Origin of the sequence: Leptospira noumeaensis, from assembly GCF_004770765.1 — a bacterium.
Classification (GTDB): domain Bacteria; phylum Spirochaetota; class Leptospiria; order Leptospirales; family Leptospiraceae; genus Leptospira_A; species Leptospira_A noumeaensis.
Genome location: NZ_RQFK01000033.1, coordinates 232,402 through 251,196 on the forward strand (window position 1 = coordinate 232,402; position 18,795 = coordinate 251,196).

General features: G+C 33.3%; 18 protein-coding genes. All 18 read right to left on the minus strand.

Going from position 1 to position 18,795, the window contains the following annotated elements:
• Position 1: 1 nt before the first annotated feature.
• Positions 2 to 910: a hypothetical protein gene (locus EHQ24_RS17930; RefSeq protein WP_135602961.1), complete on the minus strand. Its 909-nt coding sequence runs from the start codon at positions 908 to 910 to the stop codon at positions 2 to 4.
• Positions 907 to 2,016, minus strand: coding sequence for a lipopolysaccharide heptosyltransferase family protein (locus EHQ24_RS17935; protein ID WP_135602962.1), 1,110 nt, complete (start codon positions 2,014 to 2,016; stop codon positions 907 to 909). The genes EHQ24_RS17930 and EHQ24_RS17935 overlap by 4 nt, the downstream gene beginning before the upstream one ends.
• The gene (locus EHQ24_RS17940) at positions 2,013 to 3,323 is read right to left on the minus strand and encodes a flippase (protein ID WP_135602963.1); all 1,311 of its coding nucleotides are present in this window, start codon (positions 3,321 to 3,323) and stop codon (positions 2,013 to 2,015) included. Before EHQ24_RS17940 ends, EHQ24_RS17935 begins: the two co-directional genes overlap by 4 nt.
• Positions 3,320 to 4,612 (minus strand): O-antigen polymerase, encoded by a 1,293-nt coding sequence (locus EHQ24_RS17945; protein ID WP_135602964.1) that lies wholly within the window; start codon positions 4,610 to 4,612, stop codon positions 3,320 to 3,322. The genes EHQ24_RS17940 and EHQ24_RS17945 overlap by 4 nt, the downstream gene beginning before the upstream one ends.
• A gap of 174 nt (positions 4,613 to 4,786) precedes the next feature.
• On the minus strand, positions 4,787 to 6,058 hold the full coding sequence (locus EHQ24_RS17950; protein WP_135602965.1) for an exopolysaccharide biosynthesis polyprenyl glycosylphosphotransferase: 1,272 nt from the start codon (positions 6,056 to 6,058) through the stop codon (positions 4,787 to 4,789).
• Positions 6,059 to 7,270: a glycosyltransferase family 4 protein gene (locus EHQ24_RS17955; protein ID WP_167483099.1), complete on the minus strand. Its 1,212-nt coding sequence runs from the start codon at positions 7,268 to 7,270 to the stop codon at positions 6,059 to 6,061.
• 19 nt (positions 7,271 to 7,289) lie between these two features.
• Positions 7,290 to 8,420, minus strand: a complete 1,131-nt coding sequence (gene wecB, locus EHQ24_RS17960) for a non-hydrolyzing UDP-N-acetylglucosamine 2-epimerase (protein WP_135602966.1) — start codon at positions 8,418 to 8,420, stop codon at positions 7,290 to 7,292.
• A complete protein-coding gene (gene wbjC / locus EHQ24_RS17965; RefSeq protein WP_135602967.1) occupies positions 8,417 to 9,526 on the minus strand; it encodes a UDP-2-acetamido-2,6-beta-L-arabino-hexul-4-ose reductase in 1,110 nt (369 codons plus the stop codon). The genes wecB and wbjC overlap by 4 nt, the downstream gene beginning before the upstream one ends.
• A 63-nt stretch (positions 9,527 to 9,589) precedes the next feature.
• Positions 9,590 to 10,624, minus strand: a complete 1,035-nt coding sequence (locus tag EHQ24_RS17970; RefSeq protein WP_135602968.1) for a polysaccharide biosynthesis protein — start codon at positions 10,622 to 10,624, stop codon at positions 9,590 to 9,592.
• Between the two features lie 15 nt (positions 10,625 to 10,639).
• Positions 10,640 to 12,145: a hypothetical protein gene (locus tag EHQ24_RS17975; RefSeq protein ID WP_135602969.1), complete on the minus strand. Its 1,506-nt coding sequence runs from the start codon at positions 12,143 to 12,145 to the stop codon at positions 10,640 to 10,642.
• Between the two features lie 146 nt (positions 12,146 to 12,291).
• Positions 12,292 to 13,062: an AglZ/HisF2 family acetamidino modification protein gene (locus EHQ24_RS17980; protein WP_135602970.1), complete on the minus strand. Its 771-nt coding sequence runs from the start codon at positions 13,060 to 13,062 to the stop codon at positions 12,292 to 12,294.
• Positions 13,063 to 13,680 (minus strand): imidazole glycerol phosphate synthase subunit HisH, encoded by a 618-nt coding sequence (hisH, locus tag EHQ24_RS17985; protein ID WP_135602971.1) that lies wholly within the window; start codon positions 13,678 to 13,680, stop codon positions 13,063 to 13,065.
• 15 nt (positions 13,681 to 13,695) lie between these two features.
• Positions 13,696 to 14,835, minus strand: coding sequence for an N-acetyl sugar amidotransferase (locus EHQ24_RS17990; RefSeq protein ID WP_135602972.1), 1,140 nt, complete (start codon positions 14,833 to 14,835; stop codon positions 13,696 to 13,698).
• A 33-nt stretch (positions 14,836 to 14,868) separates the two neighbouring features.
• The gene (locus EHQ24_RS17995) at positions 14,869 to 15,933 is read right to left on the minus strand and encodes a glycosyltransferase family 4 protein (RefSeq protein WP_135602973.1); all 1,065 of its coding nucleotides are present in this window, start codon (positions 15,931 to 15,933) and stop codon (positions 14,869 to 14,871) included.
• Between the two features lie 38 nt (positions 15,934 to 15,971).
• A complete protein-coding gene (locus EHQ24_RS18000; protein WP_135602974.1) occupies positions 15,972 to 16,889 on the minus strand; it encodes a glycosyltransferase family 2 protein in 918 nt (305 codons plus the stop codon).
• Positions 16,886 to 17,812 carry an NAD-dependent epimerase/dehydratase family protein gene (locus EHQ24_RS18005; protein ID WP_208725860.1) on the minus strand — a complete coding sequence of 309 codons (927 nt, stop codon included), beginning with the start codon at positions 17,810 to 17,812 and terminating at the stop codon, positions 16,886 to 16,888. Before EHQ24_RS18005 ends, EHQ24_RS18000 begins: the two co-directional genes overlap by 4 nt.
• A complete protein-coding gene (gene rfbF / locus EHQ24_RS18010; protein ID WP_135602976.1) occupies positions 17,776 to 18,540 on the minus strand; it encodes a glucose-1-phosphate cytidylyltransferase in 765 nt (254 codons plus the stop codon). Before rfbF ends, EHQ24_RS18005 begins: the two co-directional genes overlap by 37 nt.
• Positions 18,540 to 18,791, minus strand: coding sequence for a hypothetical protein (locus tag EHQ24_RS19385; protein WP_244310502.1), 252 nt, complete (start codon positions 18,789 to 18,791; stop codon positions 18,540 to 18,542). Before EHQ24_RS19385 ends, rfbF begins: the two co-directional genes overlap by 1 nt.
• Positions 18,792 to 18,795: the final 4 nt, after the last annotated feature.

Sequence of the window (18,795 nt, forward strand, 5' to 3'; positions counted from 1 at the left end):
ACTAATTCCTAAATAAATTAAAGATAAAAACCCTTAATTTCAATAACTGTCTATTGATCCTGGATGGATAATAAAATATCTCAACAAATTCATGAAAGAAATCAACTAACTTCACTTTCTCTGGATGAACCAAAGGAAAATCAAATTTTTCGATTTTTAAATTTGCAAAACTTGAATTCTGATCAACAGTATGAGTTCCATCTTCTCTGAATCCCAAATTTCGAACTAAATTTTTGGATGGCATAATGGAAATTCGATCTTCTTTCCAATTATGGTATGACCATTGATGATCCCAAGTATCAACTTTGCCACTCGACGATTCATCTATCCAATGTTTCCAAGTTTTTATCTGTCTTTGCGATTTAAAATATGTTGATAGGATATCTTCTACATTCTCTAAATTAAGATCCTTGGACTTGTATCCTTCCCAAGCTCTCCGCCATGTTGCCCAGCCCCAAATATGAAAGTATTTTGAATAAAAATAAGACTCTTTTAGATGAATTTTGTTATAAAAAAAGTTCACACCTGAAATCATCCCAATTTTTGTATCAAATTTGTATCTCTCAAGCAGCTCTTCGCAAAATGTAAAAAAGGATAAGTCCGGAAAACAATCGTCCTCTAAAATTATCCCCATCTCTTCCGACTCGAAGAACCAAGAGATCGCAGATGAAACACCTAAGCGACATCCTTGATTATTTTTTGAAAACCTGGTTTTCACCTGAACGGATTTCGGAATTTTTTCCATTAACTGTCGAACTGAAGTAACCTTATCGACCTCCCCTTCTTTTCCATCACGAGCGCCATCAACAGCAAAATAAATAATCGTTGGTTTATATTCTAAAATACGATTTAAAGTAATCTCAGTCAAATCAGGTCTATTGAAACCAATCAACAATACAGGAAGTTTCATATTTTGTTAATTTCTTTTATAATTTCTTTTATATGCTTTTTTAAATCAATTGAATCAATGGGTATGGTCGACCCACGAGAAAAAGAGTCGTATAGTATTTTTTTATGTGAACTCATATTCATCTGAATGAGAGGAGGAAAATATGCTATCATTTGTTTATAATTCTTAGGATAAGGGATAAACCGAAAAAGATGATTTCCATTTGAGAAACAAAATACTTTCGGAACTTTTGTAGCCATCGCAATATGCACACCGCTAGAATCCATTGACAAAACTGCAGAAGAGTTACCAATAAAATCAATTGTTTCTATTAAATTTGTAAGTCCACATTGTGAGGTAATCCTATCTGACAATTCCGACAAGATGGTTCCTTTTTTAGCTTCGTTTTTACCACCAAGAATTGTTATTTTGTATTTTGTATGATTTAGAATCTCCATACAAATAAACTTCATATTCTCAATGGAGAGCTGCCTAAATGGAGAACTTGAACCGATAAAAAAAGAAACAAACTTTTCCTTATCATGAAATTTTCGATATGGTAAATCTAAATCAACTAAAGAAAAAACCGGCTCTAAGTAATTAAAAAAATGACGATTTCTTTCAAATTCAAATTGGTTCGAATCAATATTATCAACTAATTGATCATATTGACGATCATTAAACAATTTTACTTCTTTTAAATAGTTCAGGTCATCTCCTTTTGAAGTTATTTTCTGGGCTGATGAGAGTGGTAATAAAAGAAAATCAACGATATGATTTCTTGAAAAAGTCGGTTGAATGATCTTTCCAATATTAAAAGTACTTAATCTCAATAAGATATAGATTCTATAAAATCGATTACGAGCAAGCCGCTCTACATTAACCCAAATAACCTTATCAGCAAATTCTCGGTCATAGTGTTCATAAATAGAACGCCAAGCAACATTTGCCAGAAAAAGGATTTTTCTTTTTTGGATAAACTTCGAATTTTTTAGCGGGGAAAGAAAATTCCGAAAAAGAATATAATCCCCAATGGAATCCAATCGATTAATTAGTGTATATTCATTCCCAGATTTAAAAAAAAACTGAACAAAATTACTTAGTAAAAAAATTAACCCTTTGATCATTTATTTTTATTTATTTCCAACAATTTTTTAGCAAAACTTCGAATATTAAGGTTCCAGAAAAACAATCCCAATAGCTGAAATCTCAACAATGGTCTCAAATCCTTAAAAAAGAACAAAAAGAGGGTACTAGCGCAGAACTGAGATATTAGAGTAGCAACTGCAGCCCCCATAATTCCATAGGTAGGTATCCATAAGTAATTAAGAATAACATTGACGGCTAAACCAAATAAACTTTTCCAAATGGTATACTTTTGTAAGTTCTCTATCAGAAAAAAATTTCCGCCAGCAACTCCTAAAAAAACAAATATGCCAGACCAAATATGGACTTTTAATATGGAGGCAGACGACTGAAATAAGTCACCATATAAAACATTAATCAAAGGTTCAGCAAAAAGTTGAACTGCAGAAGCACCTAAAAAAGCAATCCAAAAAACAATTCCATGCAAAAGTAAAAATCTTTTATCATAATCTGATGAAAATTCATTCTTCAATTTGATCAGATTTGGAAAAAAAGACGATGCTAATCCTATAGGAATAAAGTACCAAAATTCACTCCAGCGAACACCAACGCTATATAGGCCCAACTGACTATCACCTAATATCGAGCCTATCATAATCTGATCAACTTTCATATATAAAATAATTGCAAGACCTGCAAGAAGTAGTGGAAATGAATCGCTTAATATACTTTTGACCCGATTCAAACGAGGGAAGTGAAACGAAATTGTTCCATTCTGTCTTAGATAAAGAAAGTATATCAATAACGAAGATATTACTCCTTCCACGGCAAAAGTAATGAAAAGGGCTAAATGCGGAAACCTGTATGAAATCAAACAAACGCGAACTACTGATAAAACCAGAAAAACAATATTTTCGGCCCATACTACAAACTTTACCTCAAGTTTTGCTTCAAAAACAAAACGAACTACGGAAAAGCAACGAAATAAGGATGGAACGCTCAATATAAGCATTAAGAAATATAAACCATCATTCGGTTTCAAAATCCAAAGCGCACAAAAAGACAATAAAACCGAAAGGATTCCAAATGTAAAATGAATCCAAAATGCAGACAAGAGAACTTCATCTCGTTTTTCTGGCTCCGAGACTAACATTCTGACAAGAATACCCTCTGAACCAAACGAAATTAACGTGCCAAAAAGGACAATCAAAGCATTAAGAAAATTGAATTTACCAAACCATTCGGGCCCAAGATATCTAACAATCCAAACACTTACAATTAGTCCGACGGACAATTTAAGTAATTTGTCTATGATTAGCCAAAAACCATTAATAAAAATTGATTTCAAAACCTAACTCGGTTGTACACTTGAATGAAAAACTTCATAACAACAAGAAAAAATAAGGCAGGAAGCATCGGACCTAAGGTTGTAGGCTGGAAAATTCCATAAATTAAAATAAACATTAATCCTATTAGTAGAGAGAAGCGATATGGATCTCTGTTTTTAAGAGAAACAGAGAAATAAGAAAACAAAAAGCCAAAAATAGCAGCAAAAAAGATAACTCCGAAGACTCCACCATCTCGATACATAGTAAAGAAAATTGAACCATAGGCATTCAATTGAATGGGCTTCCCAAACCTATCTACTCCAATATCAAAATCTTGGTGAAGATAACCACCAACGATATCCGTTTGAGAAAGATAACCAATTCCCAACTTATTTAAAACTAGAACCCAATACCTCTCAATTCCGCCTAACATAGATAATCCATAGGAATATTGATATAATATCGAACTCGGATTTTTTAGTTCCACGTCGAATATTGAAAAAGATTCCGTATGGTAAGTTACAACAAACAAATCAAAAATATCTAACACAGATTTTGATCCTCTATAAAAAGTAATCCAAAGAGTCAAAAAAAGTAGTAAAAAAATAGGCAATGAAGCCTTTAATAAATTACTTCGCAACTTAGAGAAACCATTAAAATAAGTAATAAAAACTAACCCAAGAAGAACCGAAATTAAAAGATAATGGTAACCAAACCGGCCAAACATAATCAGCGAATCTAAAATTACTAATACGACTCCAATCAAAAGCAATCCATACCTCTTTCTTAGTATATAAAAAGCTAAACCTGAAAACAACAAGATATATTGAAAAGGTCCAATAACTAGTGAATGTAAAAGTGCAACTGTATTCGAATTAAAAAATACAGTTGCTGATCCAGTTAAAAGTCCAAATACATCATTTCTATACGTAGCAGGAGGCATTATATACTTTAGGATATAAACCGTATGAGATGCGAAAAACAGCTGCACTGGTAAAACAAAACAAATGGAAATCCAAAGCAAAATACTATAAAAATCGTTGTTATTTGTTAAGTTAGAATCTCCAGCAAAATTACTTTCAAATATTCGTTCATGTGCAATGTAAGAAAATGAAAAAAGAGAAAAGAAAAGAAAATACATACACTGAGTATTAAAACTTAAAACAAAAAGACCTGAAATTGAGAGATACGACAGGGTATTCCAACTACCCCACCAAATGAGAACAAGAACTATTGCGATTGAACGAGATCCACTAAGGCATAACCAAATAATAATTGAAATATAAAAAAATAGAGTTATAAGGAGCATATAAACTAAAGAACCCGAGAGATACGATGCATTAAAGGGAACTAACCTTCAAATAAAGTGAAGCAAAAATTTTTTTAAGCAAATTCAATATTAAAAATTTATTTTTCATCTTACAAAAACTTATTATAAATTCTTAATATTCGTTAGACTCAAAATTTGATATACAAGATCTTCTCACCTTGCCCCAAACCCAGTTACTATTGTTTTTATAGTTTTAAATGTAATCAATAAATCCAGCCAAAAGGAAAAATTCTTAATATAGTAAAAATCATATTCTAACTTTACCTTCATCCCCTCTACCTCTGCCGCATACCCCTGTTCGACTTGAGCCCAGCCACTTATTCCCGGTCGCACTACATGACGATAAGCAAAAAAAGGAACGTCCTTTGCATACCATTTGGACAGTTCAAATGACTCAGGTCGAGGTCCAATAAAAGACATCTGTCCAATTAAAATATTAAACAACTGTGGTAATTCATCAATTCGGTATTTCCTAATAAATTTTCCAATTTTCGTAATGCGAGGATCATCAATAGGATTCGTAAATCCACTGCCCTCCTTATCCATATACATACTTCGAAACTTTAACATTGGAAATACTTTTCCACGAAAACCCATTCGAGGTTGAATAAAAAAAGCAGGACCTTTAGACTCAAGTTTAACCAATATAGCAATCAAAAGAAATAATGGCAAAAAAATCGGAATTAAAGCTACGGATGTAAAAAAATCAATCCATCGTTTTACTGTTTCATAAAACTCAGATGGTAAAAGTGATCCAAAAACATTTTCAGAAAGGTGGTCTATTTTAACTCTACCTGTTACAAATTCTCTAATTTTTTTCTCAGAATAAACAGGGATCCTTGCTAATGTGCATTTTGCTAAAAATTTTTCCCATTCAGGAGATAACATTGGACTATTGAAATCAGCGACAATTGCATTATATCTCTGTCCATTTAAATCTGGAGAATTCAAAATTGAAAATAATGCCCCATGTGAACTAACCAAGTCAGCACTGGAATTAGATGGTAATATCGCATACCGTATTAATCGATACCTTCTCCCCAAGAAAAAACCCGCAAAGCACCATAACAAAGTTACTATGAATCCAATAACGTAGATTTGAATCGAATAAGAAATACGCAAAAAAAGAATAATGCATATAGGAAATGCAAAACAAATTAATGATATTGGTAAAACATAAGAAACCGATTCAGAAGCTGGTAATCTAAATAACTTACGCAAACTAAAGGTAGCAATCAGAAAAGATAATAAGCTAGTAGCTAATGAGGTGTATAAATTTGGATCATTTGATTTCCAAAATTTAAATCCCCAAATGGGAATTGCTGAAGCTACAATTAAGACTATCCCACCGGATATAAACTGAAACAAATAACTTAACAGAATACGCTCAAACCATCTTGAATGTCGGCGAGTAATCTCCTTCATTTAAGGAAATACCTTTTCCTTTGTTAAGGAATGAATGATTTTTTTTACAGTTGTATTTACTGAGAATGTTGTATCCAAAAGTTTTATAGCATTTTTTCCCATCGTTGTGCGATGGTTTGTATCTAATAAGGTAACTGCATTATTGTATAAAGTTTCGTGGTCTCCTGCAAAAGAAACAAACCCTGCTTTTCCCTCTTCGATCACAGTTTTTAAATCATTTCCCCTATTCACCGCACCAAGAATCGGAACACCTACTTGCATATATCCAAGAATTTTTCCTGGAAAGTTATGCGTTTTGTGGTCTGGATGTAAAGTAAAAAGTCCTACATCAATTTGAGTCAGTATAGACGTAAATACATCCTGCGACACAGATTCTAACAATAGGCAATTCGATAAGTTCTTATTCTTAATCGTATCTAGAACTAATTGAAACTCATCCCCTGCCCCAAGGAATAAAAATTGTACTTTAGGAAAAGTTAACATTCGTTCCGCAAGTATCAAAAGATTTTTCATATCCTGAGCATGACCGATATTTCCACCATAAAAGAAGATAATACGATCACTAAGATTGTATTTTTTTCTAATATCAATTGGAACCATTTTTTTGTTATCTCCTAATGGAGAGGCCCAATTGTATAATAGTTGCGTATTACGTAAGTTTGGATTGGTTTCTGAAAACCATTTCAAGTTGGCAGGGGATTGAATACCAATTATGTCAGCAGTTGCATACAACTTTCTTTCGTAAAAACGGAATAAATAAGCGAGTATAGAGTGTTTGCCAATGATTCCATTGTCAATAACCCATTGTGGAAAAAAATCCCGGAGAATTAGGTAAGACGGAGATTTCCAAATTTTCTTTATATATTTAACTAACCCTGACCAAAAAATAGTGGGAGAATAAAATACAACGAAATCATGAGGATTTGCGTTTAACCAATGTGATAAAGCCTTAACCGCACGAAAGGACAATAGGATTTCATTGATTAGTCGGATGGGTTTTGAAACATTTTTAATTCTTCCTGATCGGAAACGAAGTATTTTGATTCCATCTAGATCATCTATTATATAAGATTCTTTTCGATCTGGATCTGGAGTCACTACAGTGACATCATAACCAGAATGTAAAAACTCTAAGGCAAGTTCATGCATCATTTTACCAGCTACCTTTACGCTCTTTGGTAAATAGTCGTCTACAATGATGAGAACTTTCATTAAATTTAAAAAAGAAATATCAGTATCGTTTCCAAACGATTCTGTTCACATAATCGGTATAACTTAATATAATACGAACAACCTTTGCAGAAACATTGGGCATAGAATAATCTCCTACCAATCTAGATTGGTTAAAGAAATCTTTTCCTTCCGTTTCCAATAAAGCCAGTGCTTGAAGGATCCGTTCTTTACTAAGGCCTACCATCATAACTGCCGCCTCTTCCATACCTTCCGGTCTTTCATGAGCTTCTCTAATGTTTAAAGCAGAAAATTTTAAAATAGAGGATTCCTCTGTGATAGTTCCGCTATCGGAAAGCACTGCTTTCGACTCGATTTGAAGTTTGTTATAATCCATAAAACCTAATGGTTTTAATAACAGAATATTTTTATGAAATTGAATCTTATAATGATCTATTTTTTTCTGCGTCCTTGGGTGAGTTGAGACAACCACAGGGAGATTATAATTCTCAGCAATGGTATTAAGTGTATCCACTAATGAACGGAAGTTTTGTTCGGAGTCAATATTTTCCTCTCTATGAGCAGATACTAAAAAATACTCGTTACTTTTTAGATTCAATTGTTCCAAAATTTTTGAAGATTGAATTCTATTTTTATAATGACTTAAAACTTCATACATCGGACTTCCGGTTTTTATTATCTGGTCTGGAGGCAATCCTTCGCGTAATAAATATTCCCGAGCGATGGAACTATACGTTAAGTTAATATCAGATGTATGATCCACAATCCGTCGATTGATTTCTTCTGGAACTCGTAAATCAAAACAACGGTTTCCAGCCTCCATATGGAATATGGGAATTTTACGTCGTTTTGCAGGTATCACAGCAAGACAACTATTAGTATCACCTAACACAAGGAGAGCATCCGGAGTTTCTTTAGACAACAATTCATCAAAACCGATTATAATTTTACCAATTGTCTCAGCTCCAGTTCCCCCTGCTGCCTCCAAAAAGTAATCAGGTTTTCTGATTCCCAAATCTTGAAAGAAAATTTCATTAAGCTCAAAGTCGTAGTTTTGACCAGTATGAATGATTTTGTGATCACATACTTCATCAAGTGCGATCATTACCCGCGAAAGCCGAATGATCTCTGGTCTTGTTCCAATTACAGTAAATACTTTTAACTTTTTCATTTTGTGATTTCAGCGGCAATAGTATCAGGTAGCTCTCTGTTAAAAACTTCGTTTGCCCAAAGCATAACTATCAATTCATTTTCGCCAATATTTGTAATATCATGGGTCCAACCTGGAATCGTATCAACAATCGTTGGGTTTTCGTCAGTTACCACTAACTCATAATATTCCTTTGTGACCAAATGTTGGAAACGAAACTGTGCCTTGCCCCTAATAATTAAAAACTTTTCCGTTTTCGTATGATGGTAATGCCTTCCTCGTGTAACACCTGGTAATGCAGAAAAGAAAGAAAACTGACCGGATTCCTTTGTTTTCAACATCTCAACAAAAGAACCCCTCGGATCTTCATATTTTGGTATGGAATAACTGCAGGAGGTTATCGGCAAAAAACTAATATAGGTTGAATATAATGCTCTAGTGAAACCTTGACCAACATTTTCGATCAATAGTTTTTCCCTATTGTCTCTAAAACTAGAAATTAAACTTGCTAATTCTGCAAGTGAGATTGTATATACTGGTGTTACATCAACAAAACCAGTTGATAACTTACCATCTAAAGTTTCTAGAAAACTAGTAACCAAATCATCGATATAACATAGATTTAACTCTTTATCTGCGTCGTTAACAACTATCGGTAAAGATCTTGATACATTGTAACAGAAGGTTGCAACTACAGAGTTATAATTCGGTTTTGAAAACTTCCCAAACAAATTAGGTAACCGATAAATATATACAGGTGCGCCTGTTTTTTTACTATACTCAAAGATAGAATCTTCACCTTGTTTCTTTGAAATTCCGTATGGATTCGTTAGAAGTGCTTGAATCGAAGAGGAAAAAACAATAGGAGTTTTTTTATTCAAACTCTCTAAATGTGTAACAATTTGTTTTGTTAAATCAGCATTGCCTATATAAAATTCTTTTTCCGATAAAGGTCGATTCACTCCCGCTAAATGAAAAATAAAATCTGCTGTTTCTAAAAATTGGAATAATTCACTTTCTGTTGTTCTTTTATTATGCAACAACACTTCATGATTTTTGTTTTGAGAAATATGGATTTGTAGGTTCGATGCAACAAATCCATCTGCTCCTGTAATGAGTATCTTCATTTATCTGGCTAATCCTAAAAACATTTAGCGACTTATCTTTTCGAAATCACAATGCCAAGGAACTTAATCCCAAGTTTCCGCTTCTTTTCCATCAAGAATGTCTCGAATAAAAGAAAGTTTTAATAGAAGAGCTTTCATTTCTTCCAAATTGAGTCTGTTTGTGTTATGAGAATTATAATCTTCCGTGATTGAAATTTTTCCTTCACCTTGTTCTACAAATTTATCATAGTTTAAATCCCGTAAATCGGGAGGAATACGAAAATAATCACCCATGTCTTCTGCAGAAGTAATTTCTTCCCTACTCAAAAGCGTCTCATACAATTTTTCGCCATGTCTTGTACCGATCGTCTTGACCGGATGATCCTTTTTATTGAAAAGATCGAGGATTGCTTTTGCTAGAATTTCTATCGTCGCTGCCGGTGATTTTTGAACAAAAATATCGCCATTGTTTCCATTCTCAAAAGCATATAACACAAGCTCGACGGCATCATCCAAAGTCATCATAAAACGAGTCATATTCGGATCGGTAATCGTAAAGGCTTGTTTCTTTAAAAGTTGGTCGACAAAAAGCGGAATTACAGAACCTCTGGATGCCATTACATTTCCATACCTGGTTCCGCAAACGATCATACGTGATTCGTCAAAATTTCTTGTTTTAGCCACCATAACTTTTTCCATCATGGCCTTCGAAATTCCCATTGCATTGATGGGGTAAACTGCCTTATCTGTGCTTAGACAAATAACTTTTTTTACACCAAGGTCGTATGCAACCTGCAAAACATTTTCTGTTCCAATCACATTGGTTTTAAATGCTTCCATTGGAAAAAATTCACAAGAAGGAACCTGCTTCAATGCTGCTGCATGAAAAATATAATCCACTCCTGAAAGGGCACCTGTTAAAGAGGAGGCATCTCTCACATCTCCTAAAAAAAACTTAATCTTGGGATTGTTGTATTTTTTTCGAAGATCATCTTGTTTTTTTTCATCGCGACTAAAGATTCTGATCTCTTTAATTTCTGAACTTAAGAAACGATTCAGAACTGCTTTCCCGAAAGAACCAGTTCCACCTGTAATGAGTAGTGTATTATTTTTAAACATGTTTGTTATTCGTTATTAAAAGTTAAAAAGTAAAAAATCATTAGGGCAGTTTGGAATATTCATTCTCTTCCATCCCTCATTCTTACCAATAACAAATTTTTTAAATTCGTTATCGTTTCTGAAATTTAAATCATTTAATAATGCTGAATTTATCCATACTAAATTTATTTTATTTCTTAAAATAAATTCATCAAAATTGGTATTTTTATCAAAATGGTGATATACTCGCATATCCTTTGGCAAAAACGTCGAAATAAAACCAAGATTACTCAATAGAACTATTTCTCTATTCTCAAAGTTCAAGTGATTTAAAAAATTCAAATTATCAACACTTGTACAAAGACCCTTTCCATGAATCCCAGCCTGGCCGTCCGGAACTGACAACCCAGACTTCCCACTCAATCTCCAAGGTGTAATATAAATCAAAATTGAAGCAATCAAAATGGTATTTAATGGAAAAGAGAATTTTGCTTTATACTTAAACAATCCAAACTTTTCCCTTATATTCTGGAACCCGAAAATAAGTAAAAATGGTACAACCATCAGAAGATAATGAGGTCTTGGATAAATCAGAATCGTTGACACTAATACTGGAATCGAATAAATTAATACAAAACACCTTAATATCAAATTCCTCTGCCCTTGGTACAAACTAATTAACAATCCAGCAAACCAAAATAAAATAATTAGGATTACTGGGTATGCTGCCACTTGCATACCAACAGTATTGTTTCCAAGCTCAACACTAAAAAAAGGAATCAGTAAACTCCCCAACTCCTTTGGGAGAATTAGAATATTACGCACTACATGGCTGAAGAATTTACTGGGATTTGCAAATAATGCCTCAGCGATAGTTTTAGCAGAGCCGAAGTCTCTACTCATTGCTAGTTCGCAATAAGACCAAGGATCTTCATTCCACATATCAAACTGAAATAACCCATAAGCATAATGCTGACAAAATGCTATCGAACTCCTTTGTCCATCAGTAGGATTGTATTTGATAAATAAAAATAAGGACAATAACAATGCTATAATGATAGGATATTTTAAACGTTGGTATGTAAGGTATTGGTATAAAACATAGAAACTCACTACTAATATACTTAATAGTAAGGAAAGCGAATATTCAGGTCTAATGAATGTCAGAATTACTCCACCAATAAGCAAAACCAAAAGCATTTGATCTTTTTTTCTACCAAAAGCAAGTGTAAAAATAATCATCATAAAAGAAGCATTAAAATGAGCTATATAGGAAGGTGACATTGAAAAAGTTGGATTTACTATTAGAAAAAAATAGGAAAACAAAAAAGCAAAAAATGCTGACTTAGTTACCTTAAAAGTAAATGCAAACAAAGAAAAACCAAAAAAAATTGTTACCAGTGCAAAATTGGTTCTATAAAGATCTATTGGATTAGTGACGAACTGATTTAAAATAGATAAGTATAGTCGGTAAAAAATCCCATCACTTCCGAGATGACCAGTTATAGTATAGTGTATATGATAGGCTTCATCGTATGGCATAAACTCCCATACATTCTCAAATTTATACAGTAGTTTAAGCAAAACCAAACATAAACCGAAAAACGAAATCAATAACGGCAAATTAAATCTAGTGCAAAGAATACTTTTCGCTTTTAGCATCTAGTTATTGAATCCTTCTAAAAATTCTATAGGTCTTTAGAAAAACTATCTCGTTCTTCTATTGTTGGGTAATTAATCATCACAGCACGATACTTCCCTTTAAAAACAAAGAAGCTACCTACACCGACGCCAATAAACTTAAATTTTTGCACTGCTTCTTCAATATCTTTTAAGCTACCAACACCACCGAGGATTGTCATCGGAATTGTTAGTTGATTGTAAATTTTTTCAAGAATAGGAAAATCTAAACCATTCATCATACCATCATAATCGATTGAGTTTATCACTATTTCTCCTACACCCAAACTTTGAAGTCTAAGTGAAAAATCAACAGGGTCTATTTTAGAATTTTTTGTCCCGTTATGAGTCCAAATTTCATAGTTAGAGCTTAACTTTTTTTTCTTTATATCAAGCACAGCTACAACACTTTGACTACCTATTTCATCTGCAATATTCGAGACAATATTAGGATTCTCTACTACGATAGAACTTAAAGCCACCTTTTCTATACCCATAGAAACAACGGCTTTAGCTTGAATAACTGTTTTTACGCCTCCCCCATAGCACAAAGGCATTCGACTTTCATTTGCAAGGTTTTGTAAAAGTTTTAAATCAGGTTCCTTAGCATATCGAGTTGCATCAATATCTATTACAATCAACTCATCAGCTTCTTTTTCATTAAAGATTTTTACAGCATTAATCGGATCACCTACATATTTGGGTTCCGAAAACCTCTGTGTTTTCACAAGACCGCCATCTTTTACTAATAAACAAGGAATGATTCTTGGTCTTAGCATTTATATCTCAGCAAAATTTTTTAAAAGTATTTGGCCATAGTGATGACTCTTTTCTGGATGAAATTGAACACCATAGATATTATTCTTTTTAATAGCACTTGAAAAAACAATACCATAGTCTGTGTTAGAAATTTCGTTTTGTTTATCCGTACATTCAAAATAATAGGAATGTAAAAAATAAAACCGTGAATCTGATTCCAACTCGCGAAACAATTCAGATCCAGCTTCATTTGGTTTCACGTCGTTCCATCCCATATGTGGCATGGGAATTTTTTTTTCTAACTGATTAAAATTAAATTTTTTAACAGATCCTGATATCCACCCTAATCCAGGTTTTACTCCTTCTTCACTTGAATTTGCCAAAATTTGCATACCTACGCAAATTCCAATTATGGGAATTTTTTTTTCCAATACCAACTCCTCAATTTTACTTCGCATACCTGATTCATTTAAAAGGTCAATTGCATGGTCAAAAGCACCAACCCCTGGAAGGATTAATTTAGTGGCGTTTTCTAAACCAGCGACAGATTTTGCAATCTGGGTTTCAACATTTATCCTTTTGTAAACATTTTGAAATGAAAGTATATTCCCTAAACCATAATCTATAATTGTAAGCATAAATATGAGTTATTGCTAAAAAGCCCCACCCCTTCTACCTAAGTTAAGAAATGTAATTACTTTTTCTAAAAACTTTAGTTTCTTATGGTCGTTTTTGTAATCCCAGTAAAACTTCAAATCCATCTTGTGATAATGATCCAATTCATCTGCACTTATCCCAAGCTTTGTAGCAATGAATTCAAAATCTTGTTTGAGTAATTCTGGATCATACGATGGCTTTTTTAAAGCTTCTAGTGATTCCTCTCTTGTCGTTTGGCCCGTTAAGATCAGACTTGAAAGTTGATTCCTTCTTACATCAAAATTAAAACGAGTAGGTAACCAATATCCTTCATAAAACCGCGTAAATCTGGACTCAAAATGTTTCTGCCCATATGATTTCCATCCGTATTCCTTCTCCAAAGTTTCAATTGCCAAGTTTTTGGAATAAGGCATAAAATTTAAAGGTTTTAGTACTTTCATCCCTTTGATATACTTCTGATAGATTTTATGTCTATAAACAGAGCTGAAAGGATAAGTTTTCATTGGTATCGTTCCATATTTTTTGATAATATCGCGTATATGAACTAGATCAGTACCCCAATAATAATACTTATATGGCATAATAACGCATTCGGTTGCTATATTACCTCCATTGAGTATATATTTGATATTATATTTGTCTGAAAATTTATAAAGCACTGCTCCAAAGGCATGATCCTGCGGAATATCAATATGAGGCACTCCCGACTTAAACCATGCTAATTGAAAATCTCTCATTTCATTCCAATTGATTACCTCTGTGAATAAATCTAAATTTAACTTATCTACAAGTTTACTTATATTATTCACGGCCATTTCAGAATTCCAACCGCCATCTACGTGGAAAACAAGAGGTCTAAGTCCATACTCTTTTACCATCGTGTGAAGCATATAGGAACTATCGACTCCACCGCTTAGTCCTAATATACAATCAAAATCTTTATTCTTCGCAGACTTCTTGATTTGATCAACGTAAGTCTCTAGAATTTTATGTCCTTTTTCATTTGGAAACCAATTTGGTTTTACGTTGTTTTGGAAGTCCCAGTATATACTGGAAATTCCATCCTTATCAAATGTTACATCAGGAAGGGTTGAATCGATTACAGTTTTTGTACAGATTTGGTATGCTTTGTTCATGAAATTTTTTCCAAATTAATAAAATGAATTCAATTATACTAACAACTTATAGATATTTAAGTATTTATTAAGAACTATTTCTGATGTATAATTATTTTTAACTTTTGCAATATTGAAAATAGACATTTTCTTTCGCAAATTAACGTCTTTCATTCTTTCAATTGCTTTCTTAAGGGCGAACACATCGTTCGCTGGAATGATAATGCCACCTTTACTTTCGATCATATCTGCATTAGCACCAACATCAGTTGCTACGACAGGAAGACCGGTAGCCATAGCTTCGAGCATTGAAACAGAAAAACCCTCAGTGTGCGATGGGAACACAAAAAGATCGGATTCTCTTAGAAAATCCAACACCTGATCATGTTCCATACTCCCGAGTAGCTTTACATTGGAGCCAATCGATTCTTCTGCTTCCAAATTTTCTGTCATCGGACCAATTAAATAAAATATCAATTGGGGGAAAGCCTTTGCCACTTTAAGAATTTCTAAAATCCCTTTAGTTCGTCGAATATGACCTGTAAAAGTTATTTTTTTTAGTTTCTTAAGAACTCGATTCCGCTTCAAACCAACCAAATCTAAATTGATGAAGTTGGGAACTATATCAGATGCAAATTGAAAATTTGCGGAAATAAAGTTTCTAGATCGCGAATTAAGTACGATGACTCTATCCACCAATTTTATTATATTTTTTAAAAAATAAAACCCAACCTTACTTTCTCTCAACTGATCCGGGACATTGCAATGACAATGAAAAACAATTGGTATAGAAAACAATTTTATCAAAAGGACACTCAAATAATCTCTGACTAAACCTTTCGGGGAACAATTAGAGTTAAAATGAACTATATTAGTTTTTTTCCACTGGATTAGAATCTTTAACAAATTGATCCATATTGAAAATGCTCTCTTCAATTCATCAAATAGAGAGTAAGTATATCCAGCAGATTCAGACCTTTGTCCAATTAACGAAGTATTCACCAAAGACACAGCGATACCAAGTTTTGGTGCATTTTCCAAATACATAACAGTCCATGTTGAATCTCCGCCAGATGGTGGCGGTAGAGGAGAGAGGAGTAATACTCTTACTTCATTCACTTAGTATCCAATGTATAAACATATTTAGTGATTTCTCCCTAAACTTTACTGTTACTTTTTAGTTTATGTATAAAAAACAATATTAGTAATTTAGAAAACTTTAAAAAATCATAACACATAAATCTCAGAATATTATTTATCTTTACTGGTTTCCCTTTTCTAATGACTAACTTTAATAGCATAAATTGCCTAACTAATTTGAGTTTTGAAATTAATTTCAAATTGCGAGAATAGAAATCTCTATGTGAAATTTCCCGAATCATTTTCTTGATTTCGCGCAAAAGTTCCAATTCTTTTTTAGAAGATAAATTATTATCGTGTATTCTGTAACTGGCCAGAGAGTTACTCATATATAGAATTTTATGATTTTCAGATAATTTTAAAAACAGATCAAAATCGCCAATGTGATTATAGGATTGATTGAAATTTAAATTATTCTCTTTTAATAGTGTAACATCAAAAACGACTGTTAAGATTCCGATATAATACTCATCTATCAAATATTTGGTGATAAACCCAGAAGGTTTGTTAAACCGATTCGCTTTTTTGATAAATTTGGATTTCGGATCAATTAAATCGTAATTTGAACAGACTAGATCATAATCAGAATTAGCAAAAGCCGACATCTGCAATTCTAGTTTATTTTTTTCCCAAACATCGTCTGTATCAAGAAACGAAATGTATTTACCATTAACCTTCCCTATTGCTAAATTCCTACCTTTATAGAGTTTAGTATGTTCAGGTGAGTAATAATATTTAATTCTTGGATCATTGTAAGAGCGAACAATTTCTGCACTTTTATCTGTTGATTGATTGTCCCAAAATACTAATTCCCAATTTTGATATGTCTGAGCGATCACACTATCAATGGCTTCTCTTAAAAATTCAGCGCCATTGTAACAATTCATTAAAATACTTACTAAAGGGGTTGGTGTCCCTGAATTTGTTTTTTTCATTGATAGTATTCGATTGTTTTCTTAAGACCGAGGTCTAGGTTCGTATTTGGATTCCAATGAAGCATTCGCTTAGCTTTTGAAATGTCAGCTACCAAAGACATATTTTCACCAATGCGGTAAGGAACTTTTCCAAAATCAGGTTTACCCTTTCCGATGGTCGATACTACCTTTTCAATGATTTGCCGTATCGTGACTTTTTCACCAGAGGCAATATTAAAAATTTCTCCATTGGCTTCACTAGTTTCTAAAATTTTGAAACATCCTTCCACAGTATCACTTATATAACAAAAGTCCCTACTTTGTTCCCCGAGAGATGACGGAAACACGGTATCTTTTAAACAACCTTTGATGATTTGAGGTAAAAATCTTTTTTCATCTTGCCCTGGACCGTAAGTTAAAAACAATCTAGCAACCGAAGCTGGAAATTTTTCAGTCCTCCAAAGCATTTGTAAAAAATGAGAAGCTGAGGCTTTAGCAAAAGAATATGGTGAAATTGGATTTTCACGGAGGTCTTCCTTTTGAGGCGAAGGAGAATTTCCATACTCATCACTACTACCCAAATATAAAAACTTTTTTAAGTTTGATCTATCTAGAGCGGAAACTAAATCAAAAAGAGAAGTTAAGTGATTAGAAATTACTTTTTGACCACCATTCTGAAACAATGTATGATCGATGTAACCACCACAATGAATCACATAGTCATACCTCTCACTTGAAAGGATTGAATGCAGCGATGCGCGATCCGATAGATCAGCTTGTATCGAAATTACCTTATCGATATTTGGATTTTTCTTTAGTGAAAGGGAAGTAACTTCAAGTCCACTATCGATCCCTTTTTGAACTATATGAGACCCGATAAAACCGGTTCCCCCAATGACTAGTAGTTTTAATTTAGCCAGGGAGCCCTTCCCGATTGAAATAATTCTTCAAGATGATCTTTGTCTCTCTTTGTATCCATACATTGCCAAAAACCCTCATGTTGGTATGCCATAAGTTCGCCATTTTTAGATGCTGTTTCCAGCGGGGATTTTTCAAGTATTGTTTGATCATTTTCGAGAAGATCAAAAAAACTAGGTTCAATCACAAAAAAACCACCATTAATCCATCCTTGCGTTGTTTGGGGTTTTTCTTGAAAGCTAATGACTCTACCTGTTTCGATTTCCAATTCACCAAATCGAGCACCAGGATGCACCGCAGTCACTGTAATCATTTTTTTATGAGATTTATGAAATTGAATTAGTTTATCCATATCAACATTCGATAGTCCATCACCATAAGTGAGTAAGAAGGTCTCGTTTCCAATAATTTCTTTCATTCGCAGAAGCCTCCCACCTGTCATGGTGTCAGCTCCTGTATTGACTAATGTAACGTTCCAATCTACTTTAGGAGAATTATAATGGGTGATTTTGCCTGTTTCTAAATTCACTGAAAAATCAGAATTTAAAGATCGGTAGTTTAAAAAATACTCTTTTACAACTTCTGCTTTGTAACCAAGAGCAATGTAAAAATCATTGTGATTAAACCGCGCAAAGTGATTCATGATATGCCATAGGATTGGCTTTCCACCAATGGGAACCATTGGTTTCGGAATCACATCTGTATATTCGGAAAGTCTTGTCCCAAACCCACCTGCCAAAATGATTGCTTTCATCAATAAGACTCCCAATTATAGTTGATACTTTTTAAATCTAACCGGTCAGACTCAGTCGGTTCGTGAAGAATGTCGGAAATGTTTACCACCAAACTTTTTGGTGAATCTATCCCTTGGAACCCAAACCAAATACCAGGTGGAACAGAGATACGGCAGTAGTTTTTCTCGCCGATAGTCTCTACTCGAAATTCATTTGTTGATTCGTTAAAAAAGACAAACTTCACATTTCCCACAGGAACAACTAAATTCATAAAC